This is a genomic window from Pseudomonas sp. PDM22 (assembly GCF_014851965.1).
Classification (GTDB): domain Bacteria; phylum Pseudomonadota; class Gammaproteobacteria; order Pseudomonadales; family Pseudomonadaceae; genus Pseudomonas.
Window position 1 is genome coordinate 1,019,867 of sequence record NZ_JACVAR010000001.1, and the last position, 12,555, is coordinate 1,032,421.

General features: G+C 64.9%; 14 protein-coding genes. 6 read left to right on the plus strand and 8 right to left on the minus strand.

Annotated elements, in window-relative coordinates:
* Nucleotides 1-791 precede the first annotated feature (791 nt).
* Complete coding sequence (mqo, locus tag IB255_RS04940; RefSeq protein ID WP_151188254.1) at nucleotides 792-2,285, plus strand: malate dehydrogenase (quinone); 1,494 nt, start codon at nucleotides 792-794, stop codon at nucleotides 2,283-2,285.
* Nucleotides 2,286-2,348: 63 nt separating this feature from the next.
* On the opposite strand, the gene IB255_RS04945 is transcribed toward mqo, so the two are convergent.
* The 3 genes from IB255_RS04945 to IB255_RS04955 form a co-directional block, all read right to left on the minus strand.
* The gene (locus tag IB255_RS04945) at nucleotides 2,349-2,750 is read right to left on the minus strand and encodes a VOC family protein (protein ID WP_081516302.1); all 402 of its coding nucleotides are present in this window, start codon (nucleotides 2,748-2,750) and stop codon (nucleotides 2,349-2,351) included.
* 233 nt (nucleotides 2,751-2,983) lie between these two features.
* A complete protein-coding gene (locus IB255_RS04950; RefSeq protein ID WP_017519723.1) occupies nucleotides 2,984-3,271 on the minus strand; it encodes a PA4642 family protein in 288 nt (95 codons plus the stop codon).
* Nucleotides 3,272-3,369: 98 nt separating this feature from the next.
* On the minus strand, nucleotides 3,370-3,780 hold the full coding sequence (locus tag IB255_RS04955) for a hypothetical protein (RefSeq protein ID WP_412548109.1): 411 nt from the start codon (nucleotides 3,778-3,780) through the stop codon (nucleotides 3,370-3,372).
* 220 nt (nucleotides 3,781-4,000) lie between these two features.
* Here IB255_RS04955 and IB255_RS04960 point away from each other — a divergent pair, with 220 nt between their 5' ends.
* Entirely contained in the window at nucleotides 4,001-4,918 is a 918-nt protein-coding gene (locus tag IB255_RS04960) for a LysR family transcriptional regulator (RefSeq protein WP_081516304.1), read from the plus strand.
* On the opposite strand, the gene IB255_RS04965 is transcribed toward IB255_RS04960, so the two are convergent.
* The 3 genes from IB255_RS04965 to IB255_RS04975 form a co-directional block, all read right to left on the minus strand.
* The gene (locus IB255_RS04965) at nucleotides 4,902-6,326 is read right to left on the minus strand and encodes an aldehyde dehydrogenase family protein (protein ID WP_192209839.1); all 1,425 of its coding nucleotides are present in this window, start codon (nucleotides 6,324-6,326) and stop codon (nucleotides 4,902-4,904) included. The two genes, IB255_RS04960 and IB255_RS04965, sit on opposite strands and share 17 nt — an antisense overlap.
* Before the next feature lie 151 nt (nucleotides 6,327-6,477).
* A complete protein-coding gene (locus tag IB255_RS04970; protein ID WP_081516306.1) occupies nucleotides 6,478-6,954 on the minus strand; it encodes a WbuC family cupin fold metalloprotein in 477 nt (158 codons plus the stop codon).
* Between the two features lie 2 nt (nucleotides 6,955-6,956).
* Complete coding sequence (locus IB255_RS04975) at nucleotides 6,957-7,514, minus strand: hypoxanthine-guanine phosphoribosyltransferase (RefSeq protein ID WP_017519718.1); 558 nt, start codon at nucleotides 7,512-7,514, stop codon at nucleotides 6,957-6,959.
* Between the two features lie 155 nt (nucleotides 7,515-7,669).
* On the opposite strand from IB255_RS04975, the gene upp reads away from it, so the two are divergent.
* The 3 genes from upp (at nucleotide 7,670) to IB255_RS04990 (ending at nucleotide 10,773) form a co-directional block, all read left to right on the plus strand.
* Complete coding sequence (gene upp / locus IB255_RS04980) at nucleotides 7,670-8,308, plus strand: uracil phosphoribosyltransferase (protein WP_081516307.1); 639 nt, start codon at nucleotides 7,670-7,672, stop codon at nucleotides 8,306-8,308.
* Nucleotides 8,309-8,311: 3 nt separating this feature from the next.
* Entirely contained in the window at nucleotides 8,312-9,613 is a 1,302-nt protein-coding gene (locus IB255_RS04985; protein WP_081516308.1) for a uracil-xanthine permease family protein, read from the plus strand.
* Nucleotides 9,614-9,774: 161 nt separating this feature from the next.
* Nucleotides 9,775-10,773 (plus strand): lysylphosphatidylglycerol synthase transmembrane domain-containing protein, encoded by a 999-nt coding sequence (locus IB255_RS04990; RefSeq protein WP_081516309.1) that lies wholly within the window; start codon nucleotides 9,775-9,777, stop codon nucleotides 10,771-10,773.
* A 3-nt stretch (nucleotides 10,774-10,776) separates the two neighbouring features.
* Here the strand turns inward: IB255_RS04990 and IB255_RS04995 are convergent, their stop codons facing one another.
* Both IB255_RS04995 and purU read right to left on the minus strand, forming a co-directional pair.
* A complete protein-coding gene (locus IB255_RS04995) occupies nucleotides 10,777-10,962 on the minus strand; it encodes a hypothetical protein (protein WP_081516310.1) in 186 nt (61 codons plus the stop codon).
* Between the two features lie 87 nt (nucleotides 10,963-11,049).
* Nucleotides 11,050-11,901, minus strand: coding sequence for a formyltetrahydrofolate deformylase (gene purU / locus IB255_RS05000; protein ID WP_017519713.1), 852 nt, complete (start codon nucleotides 11,899-11,901; stop codon nucleotides 11,050-11,052).
* Between the two features lie 258 nt (nucleotides 11,902-12,159).
* On the opposite strand from purU, the gene mvaT reads away from it, so the two are divergent.
* Nucleotides 12,160-12,534, plus strand: coding sequence for a histone-like nucleoid-structuring protein MvaT (mvaT, locus tag IB255_RS05005; protein WP_045211008.1), 375 nt, complete (start codon nucleotides 12,160-12,162; stop codon nucleotides 12,532-12,534).
* Nucleotides 12,535-12,555 lie beyond the last annotated feature (21 nt).

Consider the following 12,555-nt stretch of genomic DNA (forward strand, 5'->3'; position numbering starts at 1 on the left):
ATGGGGTAAGCGATGGCCGGCAGTATACCGGCGGGCAGCGCGGTCAGATAGCGCTTGGCCATTGGACGCGGAACCCGTTCTCAGGGTTCCCTGGCCGCGCGTCGATAGGCCGCCTTGACCCACCTGCAGGCAAGACGCACCGGGAGGGAGCACAAATGGTCAATCAAGGGGTAGACACTAGGAAAAAAGTCTAAGGTGCAGAGCTTTTTTTTGTGTTTCGCCGTTATAATCGCCCCCCGATTATAAGGACGCCTCCTGGTCGGGCCCCGCACGATGCCGACACACCGTGTCTCGCCTCTGCCACCCCTCAAAGAGAGTCGCCACTCGCCTCGGTCACTGGCCGTCGCGCTTTGTACGTTCGTTGCGCAGAACTTGGCAAGGATGCAGCCGCCCCCTCCGCACGGAGACCGGACCGGCCCGCGACGACGATCCCCTTTGAGCTTCACGCCTCCAAAAGAGCGTGATCGAAGGTTTTTCACTACTTCACGAGAGTGTGGCGAGCAATGAAGAGTTTTGCGTTGGTAGCACCATTGACGTCTGACCCCGCAGCACTGAATCGCTTTTTCGGCACCGGAAGCCGCGCATAAGCGCCACTTTCGGATGCACTTGCGGATGAATTCGTCTGTCCGTGGATTGCCGAGAAGGTGCGCATTTCCCCTCCTCCGATCCCGGCCCGAGACATTCCGCGAAAGGTCCTTTGCGACCTGAGAAGAATTCGGACATGCGGCTTTCGCGCAACGAGCGCAAGGCCCCTGTCACAACTGGCTGCTGATAGTTTTGGAGACGCGTTAATGGCGCAGAACGAAATCGAATCGATGGACGTGCTGCTGGTCGGCGCCGGCATCATGAGCGCAACCCTGGCTGTCCTGCTCAAGGAAGTCGATCCGGGCGTCAAGCTCGAGATCGTCGAACTGCAGGAATCCGGAGCCATCGAGAGTTCCAACCCGTGGAACAACGCCGGTACCGGTCACGCCGGCCTCTGCGAGCTGAACTACACCCCGCAGGCGGCTGACGGCTCGATCGACATCAAGAAGGCGGTGAACATCAACGCCCAGTTCGAGGTGTCCAAGCAGTTCTGGGCCTACCTGACCGGGAAGGACGCCTTCGGCGCACCGCGCAACTTCATCAACCCCGTTCCGCACATGAGCTTCGTGCGTGGCAAGGACATTCCGTTCCTGAAGAAGCGCCATGAGATGCTTGCCCAGCACCATGCCTTCTCCTCGATGGAATACACCGAGGACCGCGCCAAGATCGCCGACTGGGCCCCGCTGACCATTCCCGGCCGCCCGGCCGACGAGCAGGTCGCGATGACCCGCGTGGAAAGCGGCACCGACGTCAACTTCGGCGCCCTGACCAACCAGCTGCTGAGCTACCTCTCCAGCCGCGAAGGCAGCGAAGTCCGCTACTTCCAGAAGGTCGTGGGTCTCGAGCGCTCCGGCGACGGCTGGCTGGTGGACATCAAGAACACCCAGACCGGCGATGCCCGCAAGGTCAAGGCGAAGTTCGTCTTCCTCGGCGCCGGCGGCGGCGCGCTGCCGCTGCTGCAGATGTCCGGCATCCCGGAAAGCAAAGGCTTCGGCGGCTTCCCGGTGAGCGGCCAGTGGCTGCGTTGTGACAACCCGGAAGTGGTCAAGCACCACCAGGCCAAGGTCTACAGCCAGGCTGAAGTGGGCGCCCCGCCGATGTCCGTGCCGCACCTGGACACCCGCGTGGTCGAGGGCAAGACCTCCCTGCTGTTCGGCCCGTACGCCGGCTTCTCCACCAAGTTCCTGCGCCACGGTTCGTTCCTCGACCTGCCGCTCTCGGTGCGCACCAGCAACCTGCTGCCGATGCTCGCCGTGGCCCGCGACAACATGGACCTCACCCGCTACCTGGTGAAGGAAGTCATGCAGTCCATGGACCAGCGTATCGAAGCCCTGCGCAAGTTCTACCCGGAACTGAACCCGGCCGACTGGCGCCTCGAAACCGCTGGCCAGCGCGTGCAGATCATCAAGAAGGACCCGAAGAAAGGCGGCATCCTGCAGTTCGGTACCGAACTGGTGGCGGCCCAGGACGGCAGCATCGCCGCCCTCCTCGGCGCCTCGCCGGGTGCATCGGTCACCGTCTCGATCATGCTGGGCCTGCTGGAGCGCTGCTTCCCCGAGCGCTACAAGTCGGCCGAGTGGACCGCGAAGCTCAAGGAAATCTTCCCGGCCCGCGAGAAGCAGCTGGAAACCGACGCCGCGGTGTACCGCGAAGTCAACCAGATGACCGCCGACCGTCTGCAGATCGTCGCCGCGTCCTGAGTGCCGCACTCATGAAAAAGCCCGCCATCCGGCGGGCTTTTTCGTGTCCGTGGTCAGCGCGGTTCAGCGGCAGCTGACCATCCAGCCGACACCGAACCGGTCGGTGAGCATGCCGAAGCGCTGCGCCCAGAAGGTCTTCTCCAGCGGCATCTCCACCCGCCCCTCCTCCGCCAGGGCGGCGAATGCCTGCTCCGCCGCCACCACGCTGCGCAGCGTCAGGTGCAGGGAAAAGCCATTGAAAGCCGCGTTGTGCTCGCCGCGACCATCGGACAGGAAGACTTCCGTCTCGCCGATCTGCAGGCTGGCGTGCATCACCTTGTCCAGCCAGCCATCGGGCACCGGCGACGGTCCCGGCGCCTCCTCGAAGCGCATCAGGCCTCCGAGCTGGGCGCCCACCGCGCGTTGGTAGAAGGCAATGGCCTCATCGGCGCGACCATGGAAAAACAGATAGGGCTGTACTTGCACGGCTTCGTCCTCGCCTTGTCGTTATCGTTCTGAGGGAAAGTCTAGGCGGGGATTCGCGGAGATGTCCGGCGAGTCTGTTCGTAGGATGGGTGGAGCGCAGCGATACCCATGCGGTCCGCAGCTCGGAAGTGATGGGTATCGCTACGCTCCACGCCATCCTACTTCGAGTTTTCCCGCTGAACTCGCGCATAAAAAAGCCCGCACAAGGCGGGCTTTTCAGCGGTTCGCAGCGATCAGCCGCGAGCGGCCTTGATCACTTCGATGTACGGCTCGGCCTGGCGCTGGTCCTGGATCAGGGCGATGAAGTCCTGGCCCTGGGCGTCCTTGGCGGACAGGTCGTAACCGGCTTCGACGAAGAAGCCGACGAAGCGCTCGAAGTCGTCGATGCGCAGGCCACGGTAGGCCTTGACCAGCTTGTGCAGGGACGCCGGGGTGTCGTCGGCCGGTTCCACGTCGAGGAACAGCTTGATGGCGTCGTCGTTGATCTCTTCGCCAATCACCTGCTTCTTGTCTTTACGCATCGCTCGCTTCTCTCTACGGCTGTCTCGGGGATCGCGGCCGGCAACGGCTCAGGCCGGGCACCACGGGTCGGGCAGTTTAACCCTGCGCCGTGCGCGGCTCAACGCGCACGCACCGCGCCGGTATGTAGGTCGGCCCAGATATGGCCGTTGCCGTAGGTGAGGAACTGCACGTAGACGGTGCCGTTGCGCAACAGGTCGAGCAGCTGTGGATAAGCCGCCTGCGGGTAGTACAGGCTGAGCACGCGGGTCTTCTCGTCGTAGGCCGGCTTCTTCAGGCTCTTGCCCTCGGCGTCGAAGCTGATGACCACCTGGCTGATCTGCGCGCCCTTGTTCAGCGGCTTGCCCTTGAGGCGCAGCAGCGACGGCGTGGTGATCGGGATCGGCTGCTGGTTGGACTGGCGCTGGTTGCCCAGCACCACGCTGTATTCGGTGACCTGCAGCAGTTGCTGCTGCTCCGGCTCGCCCTGGCGCAGGTTGGCGTCATCCGGCGGCAGGAACTGGCTGTGCATTGGCGCGGCAACAGTGGTGGCAGCAAAGCCGAGAGGAAGGCAGAACAACAGCGCCAGCACGGCGCCCGGCATGCGAACGGACATCATCACCTCCGCGGGACAGGGCCGAGCACTCTAGCATGCGCCCGAAGCGCCACGACAGGCGCACATGGCAAGCCTGCCGATACATTGATAACCTTCGAAGTCAGGCATATCTCACATCGACACAGGCCCATCCGCGATGCTGCACAACGTCTCCGACCTCGACCTGCGCCTGCTGCGCATCTTCGCCTGCGTGGTGCGCTGCGGCGGGTTCTCCGCCGCGCAGGGCGAACTGGGCATGGGCCAGTCGACCATCAGCACGCACATCGCCAGCCTGGAGACGCGCCTGGGCTATCGCCTGTGCGAACGCGGCAAGAGCGGCTTCCGCCTGACCGAGAAAGGCGAGCGGGTACTGGACTATGCGCAGAGCCTGTTCGCCGCGCTGGGCGACTTCCGCGATCAGGTGCAGTCCCTCGCCGGACGCCTGGTCGGCGAGCTGCACCTGGGCCTGGCCGACAACATCGCCACCCTGCCCGAGGCACGCATCCACCAGACGCTGACGCGCTTCAACCGCCGCGATCAGGACGTGCGCCTGCATTTCCTCATCGAATCCTCCAGCGAACTGGAGCGTCTGGTGCTCAACGGCCGCCTGCATCTGGCCATCGCCTGCTTCAGCCGGCGCCTGCCGAACCTGCGCTACGAGCCGCTGTACCACGAGCGGGTAGCCGTGTTCTGCGGGCGCGAGCATCCGTTGTTCGACAAGTCAGTGAAGGACGCCGCAGAGCTGGAAAGCTGCGACTGGATCCAGCACGGCTATGCGGTGGCCGACGTACAGTTGCCCGCCGACCCGCAACGCAGCACGGCCTTCGCTCAGCACATGGAGGCGGTACTCCACGCCGTACGCGCCGGCACGCATCTGGGCTACCTGCCCACGCACTACGCCGAGCGCTGGGTGGAACAGGGCGAGATGCGCGCGCTACTGCCAGACCGCCTCGGCTATGGCATCACCCACAGCCTGGTGGTGCGTGACGAGCCGGGGCACAACGAAGCGCTCCAGGCACTGGTCGAGGACCTGCGCCTGGAGCACGGGGTGACGCCGATCAGCGCGGCGCGGTGATGTGCTTGATGTCGAAGAACGCCGACAGGCCCCACGGCCCCAGCTCGCGGCCGATGCCGCTGCGCTTGCCGCCGCCCCAGGAAGTCTGCGGGAATACCACTTGCGGCGAGTTCAGCCAGACGTTGCCAGCCTCCAGATGCTCGGCGACGCGCTGGGCGCGCTCGAGATCGGCGCTGCACACGGTGGCGGCCAGGGCGAAATCGCTGTCGTTGGCCTGCCCCAGGGCGTCCGCTTCATCACTGAAGGTGCGCACGCACAGCACCGGGCCGAAGATTTCCTCGCGCCACAGGCGGCTGTCAGCCGGTACGTCGGTGTACACGGTCGGCTGGATGAACCAGCCCTCGGCTGCTTCGCCGCCGGTCAGGCAAGCCAGGCCTTCGTCGCGAGCCACCGCGAAGTAGTCGAGCACCTTGCGGTACTGCGCTTGGCTGGTCATCGGGCCCATGTCGGTCTCGCCGAGCAGCGAGTCACCGACACGCAGGCCTTCCACCGCGACCTTCAGCTTCGCCAGCAGCGGCTCGGCGATGGATTCCTGCACCAGCAGGCGCGAGGTGGCGGAGCACATCTGCCCGGCGTTCCAGTAGACGCCGGCGATGATCCACTGCACGGCCTCGTCCAGGTCGCAGTCCTCGAACACCAGGATCGGCGACTTGCCGCCCAGCTCCAGGCCCACCGGCAGGGTGCGCGCGGCGGCGGCTTCCATGACCTTGCGGCCGACGACGTTGCTGCCGGTGAAGGACAGCTTGGCGATGCCCGGATGGCTGCACAGCGCTGCGCCGGCATCGGCCAGGCCCGGCACCAGGTTCAGCACGCCGGCCGGCAGGCCGATGGCGTCGGCGATCTCGCCCAGCACCAGTTCGATCAGCGGAGTGATCTCCGAGGGCTTGAGCACCACGGTGCAGCCCGCTGCCAGGGCCGGCGCGACTTTCCAGGCGCTGGTCACCAAGGGGAAGTTCCACGGCACGATCAGGCCGACCACGCCGATGGGCTCGAAGCGGGTCTGCGAGCGGTAGCCGGCGTCCGGCAGGGCCACTTCGGCGTTCTGTCGGGCGTCCAGCTGGTCGGCCAGTTCGGCGTAGTAGGCGAAGGTGGCGATGGCGTCGCCGATATCGATTTCCGCTTCCAGGCGCGGCTTGCCGCTGGCCTGCATCTGCAGGGCGATCAGCGCTTCGCTGCGGGCTTCGAGCTGTTCGGCGAAGGCGCGCAGGTAGCCCGCGCGCTGGGCGGCGCTGGTCAGCTTCCAGTCAGTGAAGGCGCGCTTGGCGGCAGCGACGGCGCGCTCCACGTCGGACACAGCGGCGCAGGCGACTTCCGGCAGCGCTTCACGGGTAGCGGGAGCGATCGGGCGCAGGACGGCACCGCTGTCGGCGGGCTGCCATTGGCCATCGATATAAAGGAGACGGGACATGCGAACCTCGGACGGTTGTCTGGTGAGGGTCGCAGGATAGGTGTGCCATGCATCGCCAAAAATGCGAGTCAGCCCATGCATGCATCGACAGGATTCGATGTGTAGGCGCGGGCCATTCCCGCGAATCGCGCCCATCGGGCGCGCTCTCGAATCAGGCTGGGAACTGCGAACGCATCCAGTCCAGGTACTCGGCAGCGCCCGCCCCACCCTCGCGCGGTGCCCATTGCCCGCGCTCGTCCTCGCCCAGCGGCACGAAGGGGCCGGCCTTGGCTTCGAACATGATGCTGTCCGGCTCCAGCGCCACGATGGCGTGGAAGGTGCCCGGCGGCAGGTCCACACCGACGCAGTCGCCACCGGCACGCAGCACGCGGGTGGTCAGCAACTCGCCGTTATCGGAAAAGATCAGCAGGCCCAGCGCGCCTTTCACGACCAGCAGGCTTTCGGCCTTGTCCGGGTGACGGTGGCAATGCGGCGGGATGTAGCTGTCGGGTTGCAGCGCATTGAGCAGGCGATGGCAGGGCTCGGTCTGCTCATGGAAGTTGTGGTTCTGCCGGCGCCGGGGGCTGGCGGCGGCACGGGCCGCGACCTCGTCGAACAGCGCACTGTCGAGAAAACGCGGCCCGCCCATCGTCAGAGGCCTTTGACGGCGAAGATGCCGGCGGCGTTGCGCCAGTAACCCTTGTAGTCCATGCCGTAGCCGAAGATGTAACGGTCGATGCAGGACAGGCCCACGTAGTCGGCCTTCAGGTCCGGACGGGCCTTGCGGTCGTGGTCCTTGTCGATCAGCACGGCGGTGTGCACGCGCTTGGCGCCGGCATGCTTGCAGAAGTCCATGATCGCCGAGAGGGTGTGCCCTTCGTCGAGGATGTCGTCGATGATCAGCACTTCGCGGTCGATGAAGGAGATTTCCGGCTTGGCCTTCCAGAACAGCTCGCCGCCGGTGGTCTCGTTGCGGTAACGGGTCGCATGCAGGTAGGAGGCTTCCAGCGGGAAATTCAGCAGCGGAAGCAGCTTGCCGGAGAAGATCAGGCCACCGTTCATCACGCAGAACACCACCGGGTTGGTGTCGGCCAGCGAGCCGTTGATGGCCTCGGCCACACGGGCGATGGCGGCCTCTACCTCGGCGTTGGTGTACAGGCAGTCGGCTTCGGCCATGACTTGGCGGATGTGCGCGAGATCGACGGACATGGGGGTTCTCCCGTGAAAAAGTGCGCAAAGGTACCTATCGGCGTGCCACGGAGCAAGGGTCAGCGGACGAATGTCGCCGACAATCGTGGCCCAAGGTAGCTAGGATGCATTACGCTACCGCAATTTTTTTGCCAGCCCGTCCGGAGAACCCGTCCATGCCCGTCCTCGAGATCCGCCATCCCCTGATCCGCCACAAGATCGGACTGATGCGCCGTCACGATATCAGTACCAAGAATTTCCGCGAGCTGGCCCAGGAAGTGGGCGCCCTGCTGACCTACGAGGCGACCAAGGACCTGCCCCTGGAAAACTACGAGATCGAAGGCTGGGCCGGCCCGGTACAGGTCGAGAAGATCGCCGGCAAGAAGATCACCGTGGTGCCGATCCTGCGCGCTGGCATCGGCATGCTCGACGGCGTGCTCAGCCTGATTCCGGGTGCCAAGGTCAGCGCCGTGGGCGTGGCGCGCAATGAGGAAACCCTCGAAGCGCACACCTACCTGGAAAAGCTCGCGCCGGACATCGCTGAGCGCCGCTCGCTGATCATCGACCCGATGCTGGCCACCGGCGGCTCGATGGTCGCCACCATCGACCTGCTCAAGAAAGCCGGCAGCAAGGACATCCGCGCCATGGTGCTGGTGGCCGCTCCCGAAGGGATCAAGGCAGTCAACGATGCGCATCCGGACGTGCTCATCCTGACCGCTTCCATCGACCAGTGCCTGAACGAGAACGGGTACATCATGCCGGGCCTGGGCGACGCCGGTGACAAGATCTTCGGCACCAAGCAGAAGGAAACCTGATAGATGGCCGATGAATTCAACGAACCGCTGTGGCGCCAGATCATTTCTGGCGCACAGATGCTCTTCGTGGCCTTCGGCGCGCTGGTACTGATGCCGCTGATCACCGGCCTGGACCCGAACGTCGCGCTGTTCACCGCCGGCTTCGGCACCCTGATGTTCCAGATCGTCACCGGCCGCCAGGTGCCGGTGTTCCTGGCCTCGAGCTTCGCCTTCATCACCCCGATCATCCTCGCCAAGGGCCAGTTCGGCCTGGCGGCGACCATGGGCGGCGTGGTGGCGGCGGGCTTCGTCTACACCTTCCTGGGCCTGGCGGTGAAGGTCAAGGGCACCGGCTTCATCGACCGCCTGCTGCCGCCGGTGGTCATCGGCCCGGTGATCATCTCCATCGGCCTGGCCATGGCGCCGATCGCCGCCAACATGGCGATGGGCAAGTCCGGTGACGGCACCGAGCTGATCCCCTACAAGACCGCCATGTTCATCTCCATGCCGGCGCTGCTGACCACCCTGATCGTCGCCGTGTTCGGCAAGGGCATGCTGCGCCTGGTACCGATCATCGCCGGCGTGCTGGTGGGCTACGGCCTGTCCTTCGCCTTCGGCGTGGTCGACGTGGCGAAGATCGTCGCTGCGCCCTGGCTGGAGCTGCCGAAGTTCACTGCGCCGGAATTCAACTGGCAGGCCATCCTGTTCATCGTTCCGGTGGCGCTGGCCCCGGCCATCGAGCACATCGGCGGCGTCATCGCGGTGGGCGGCGTGACCGGCAAGAACTACCTGAAGACCCCAGGCCTGCACCGCACCCTGCTGGGCGACGGCATCGCCACCTCCGCCGCCGGCCTGTTCGGCGGCCCGCCAAACACCACCTATGCCGAAGTCACCGGCGCGGTGATGCTGACCAAGAACTACAACCCAAAGATCATGACCTGGGCGGCGGTGTTCGCCATCAGCCTGGCCTTCGTCGGCAAGTTCGGCGCCATCCTGCAGAGCATCCCGGTCCCGGTGATGGGCGGCATCCTCTGCCTGCTGTTCGGCACCATCGCCTCGGTGGGCATGAACACCCTGATCCGCCACAAGGTGGACCTGTCCCAGGCGCGCAACCTGTGCATCGTCTCGGTCACCCTGGTGTTCGGCATCGGCGGCGTGCTGATCGGCACCGGCACCGGCCCGGACGACTTCGGCCTGAAGGGCATCGCCCTGTGCGCGATCGTCGCCATTTTGCTCAACCTGATCCTGCCCGGCGAAGAAGGCTGGGAGAACAAGGCGCTGGAACAAGGCGCCGGCGACTCCTCCGCTGACAAGCCCGCCGAGTGAGGCAGCGGCGCCGCCGGAAGGCGGCGCCGAAGCCCACGTAAAGTTGGGCGAACGCCACATGCCGAACACGGTCCATTCAGCATGACAGTTCGATTCCGACAGGAGGCACTGCCCATCCGCTTCGCCTCGCTCGTCCCGTTTTCCCCGTCGCAGGTGCGCCCGTGAGCCGTGCCGCGTGGCTGCTGCTCGGCCTGATCGGCGCCTCGCTGATCCCCCTCGCCATCGGCGGCCGGGAGATGCTCGAGCATGTCCTGGCCTTCCCCCTCGACCAGTTGCTGATCATGTTCGGCATGATCTGCCTGTGCTGGCTGATCAACGCGCAGAAGCTGCGGGTGCTGCTCAATGGCCGCGCCGGCGAGATCGGCAAGGTGCGCTCGGTGGGCATCATCATGGCCTCGGAGTTCGCCTTCTACGCCACCCCCGGCGGCACCGGCGGCCCGCTCACCCTGATGGCCCTGCTCGCCCGCCACGGCATGCGCCCGGCGCACAGCAGCGCGATCTTCGCCGTGGACCAGTTGAGCGACCTGCTGTTCTTCCTCTGCGCACTCGCGGCGGTGCTGGTGTGGGCACTGTCGCACAGCGTCAGTCCGAACCTGGAGACGTCGCTGATCACCAGCGGTGTGCTGCTGGGCGGGATCTTCTTCGGCGTGGTACTGCTCGCGCGCTTCCAGCGCCGGGTGATCAGGGCCAACGGCCGGCTGTTCGAACGCCTGGGGATGAAACCGCGCACACGCCTGCACTGGGCGCGCAAATGCCTGCACTTCCGCGACACCCTGGTGAGCTGCCTGCGCCAGCCCAAGCGCCGGCTGCTGCTGATCTTCTTCTTCACCTGCTGCCACTGGGTGCTGCGCTTCTCGGTGCTCTACATCACCCTCAAGGCGCTGGGCGTGGACCTGCACTGGGCCTGGGCCTTCCTGATCCAGCTGCTGTCGCTGGCCGCGGGTCTCGCCACGCTGCTGCCGGGTGGCGCAGGAGGCACGGAGCTGACCAGCGCCGCACTGCTCGCCCCGCTGGTGGGCAAATCCACGGCGGCCGCGGCCATCCTGATCTGGCGCGTGGTGACCTACTACTTCTACCTGGTGATGGGCGCACCGGTATTCGCCCTGATGGCGGGCCGGCCGTTGTTGCGCAAGCTGATGGGGCTGCGGGAAAGCGCCTGAGGATCAGTCGCCGGAAGGCTTGTCGTCTTCGGACGGTGCCTTGGGTTTGAGTGAATCCCAGAGTTCAGCGGCGCCGGGAAACTCGGTGCCGTCCTCGTCGCTCAAGGCTTCGGGATCGTAGCGGCTGGTACAGCCTTCGCCCAGGGTGGGCGGCGGGGTGGCGGTGCCTGGGTTCTTCGGGTCACTCATGCTGACCATCTCCGTTGAGCGCAGCGCCCGCCGTCAGGCGACGGCGGGAGCGTGCGGAGTACCCAGTCTAGAACGAAACCGGGTGGATCAGTCGAATACCACGGTCTTGTTGTCGTGCACCAGCACGCGGTCTTCGAGGTGGTAGCGCAGGCCGCGGGCCAGCACCAGCTTCTCCACGTCCTTGCCCAGGCGCACCAGGTCTTCGATGTTGTCGCGGTGGCTGATGCGCACCACGTCCTGCTCGATGATCGGGCCGGCGTCCAGTTCCTCGGTCACGTAGTGGCAGGTCGCACCGATCAGCTTCACGCCACGCAGCGACGCCTGGTGGTACGGCTTGGCACCAACGAAAGACGGCAGGAAGCTGTGGTGGATGTTGATCACCTGGTGGCGGTACTTCTGGCACAGGTCCGGCGGCAGGATCTGCATGTAGCGCGCCAGCACCACGTTGTCGGCCTGGTGCTCGTCGATCAGGCGCGACACCTGTTCGAAGGCCGGCTGCTTGTTCTTCGGGTCCACCGGGACGTGGAAGTACGGAATGCCGTGCCACTCCACCATGCTGCGCAGGTCATCGTGGTTGGCGATCACGCAGGGAATCTCGCAATCCAGCTCGCCGCTGTGCCAGCGGTGCAGCAGGTCGGCCAGGCAGTGCGATTCGCGGCTGGCCATCAGCACGACGCGTTTCTTCACCGAGGAGTCGGTGATGCGCCACTCCATGGAGAACTCGCGGGCAATCGGGGCGAAGGCCTGGCGGAAACCGTCGATATCGAACGGCAGGGAGTCGGCACGAATCTCATGCCGCATGAAGAACCAGCCGTTGTCGTTGTCGGAATGGTGACTGGCCTCGGTGATCCAGCCGTTGTAAGTGGCCAGGAAATTACTCACCTTGGCGACGATGCCGACCCCGTCGGGGCAGGCGATCACCAGTCGGAAAGTGCGCATGGGTGTACTCCAGATACATCGCGAAGGCCGCCATTCTAGCGGCTCGAGGGGAAAAGATCAGCCATTGCCACGATGCGCCGACGAGAGCCAGTTCGATGCATTGCGAGTGCTGCGATTAATTACCGGCGAATGAACTAGTTAAACAAGTCGACAATTACCGACAAAACTTTTCCCAAGCATTTACTTGAACAACTTCGCTGACTATTATGTCTGCTACAAACTTTCCGCCACCGCTGGACCCAGAACAAGGTACCCAACATGTCGCTAATCAACGAGTACCGCGCTACCGAAGAAGCCATCAAGGAACTTCAGGAGCGCCTGAAATCCCTGGAGCAGGACGACAAGCTGAAGAAAGAGCTTGAGTTCGAAGAGAAACTTCGCGCGCTCATGGCCAGCTACGGCAAGTCCCTGCGTGATGTCATTGCCCTGCTCGATCCGGACGCGAAGCTGAGCAAATCGCCGCGTGCCGCAAAAGCCACCGTGAGCAAGCGTGCTCGCAAGGTCAAGCAGTACAAGAACCCGCACAACGGTGAAGTGATCGAAACCAAGGGCGGCAACCACAAGACCCTCAAGGAATGGAAAGCCAAGTGGGGCGCCGAGGCCGTAGAAGGCTGGGCCACACTGCTGGGCTAAGCCTTTCCGACATGAAAAACG

What these genes read in the sequence shown, in the direction of transcription:
- mqo (WP_151188254.1), top strand. Translation starts at nt 792, where the DNA reads ATGGCGCAGAACGAAATCGAATCGATGGACGTGCTGCTGGTCGGCGCC.
- IB255_RS04950 (WP_017519723.1), bottom strand. Translation starts at nt 3,271, where the DNA reads ATGCGTAAAGACAAGAAGCAGGTGATTGGCGAAGAGATCAACGACGAC.
- IB255_RS04955 (WP_412548109.1), bottom strand. Translation starts at nt 3,780, where the DNA reads ATGCACAGCCAGTTCCTGCCGCCGGATGACGCCAACCTGCGCCAGGGC.
- IB255_RS04960 (WP_081516304.1), top strand. Translation starts at nt 4,001, where the DNA reads ATGCTGCACAACGTCTCCGACCTCGACCTGCGCCTGCTGCGCATCTTC.
- IB255_RS04965 (WP_192209839.1), bottom strand. Translation starts at nt 6,326, where the DNA reads ATGTCCCGTCTCCTTTATATCGATGGCCAATGGCAGCCCGCCGACAGC.
- IB255_RS04970 (WP_081516306.1), bottom strand. Translation starts at nt 6,954, where the DNA reads ATGGGCGGGCCGCGTTTTCTCGACAGTGCGCTGTTCGACGAGGTCGCG.
- IB255_RS04975 (WP_017519718.1), bottom strand. Translation starts at nt 7,514, where the DNA reads ATGTCCGTCGATCTCGCGCACATCCGCCAAGTCATGGCCGAAGCCGAC.
- upp (WP_081516307.1), top strand. Translation starts at nt 7,670, where the DNA reads ATGCCCGTCCTCGAGATCCGCCATCCCCTGATCCGCCACAAGATCGGA.
- IB255_RS04985 (WP_081516308.1), top strand. Translation starts at nt 8,312, where the DNA reads ATGGCCGATGAATTCAACGAACCGCTGTGGCGCCAGATCATTTCTGGC.
- IB255_RS04995 (WP_081516310.1), bottom strand. Translation starts at nt 10,962, where the DNA reads ATGAGTGACCCGAAGAACCCAGGCACCGCCACCCCGCCGCCCACCCTG.
- purU (WP_017519713.1), bottom strand. Translation starts at nt 11,901, where the DNA reads ATGCGCACTTTCCGACTGGTGATCGCCTGCCCCGACGGGGTCGGCATC.
- mvaT (WP_045211008.1), top strand. Translation starts at nt 12,160, where the DNA reads ATGTCGCTAATCAACGAGTACCGCGCTACCGAAGAAGCCATCAAGGAA.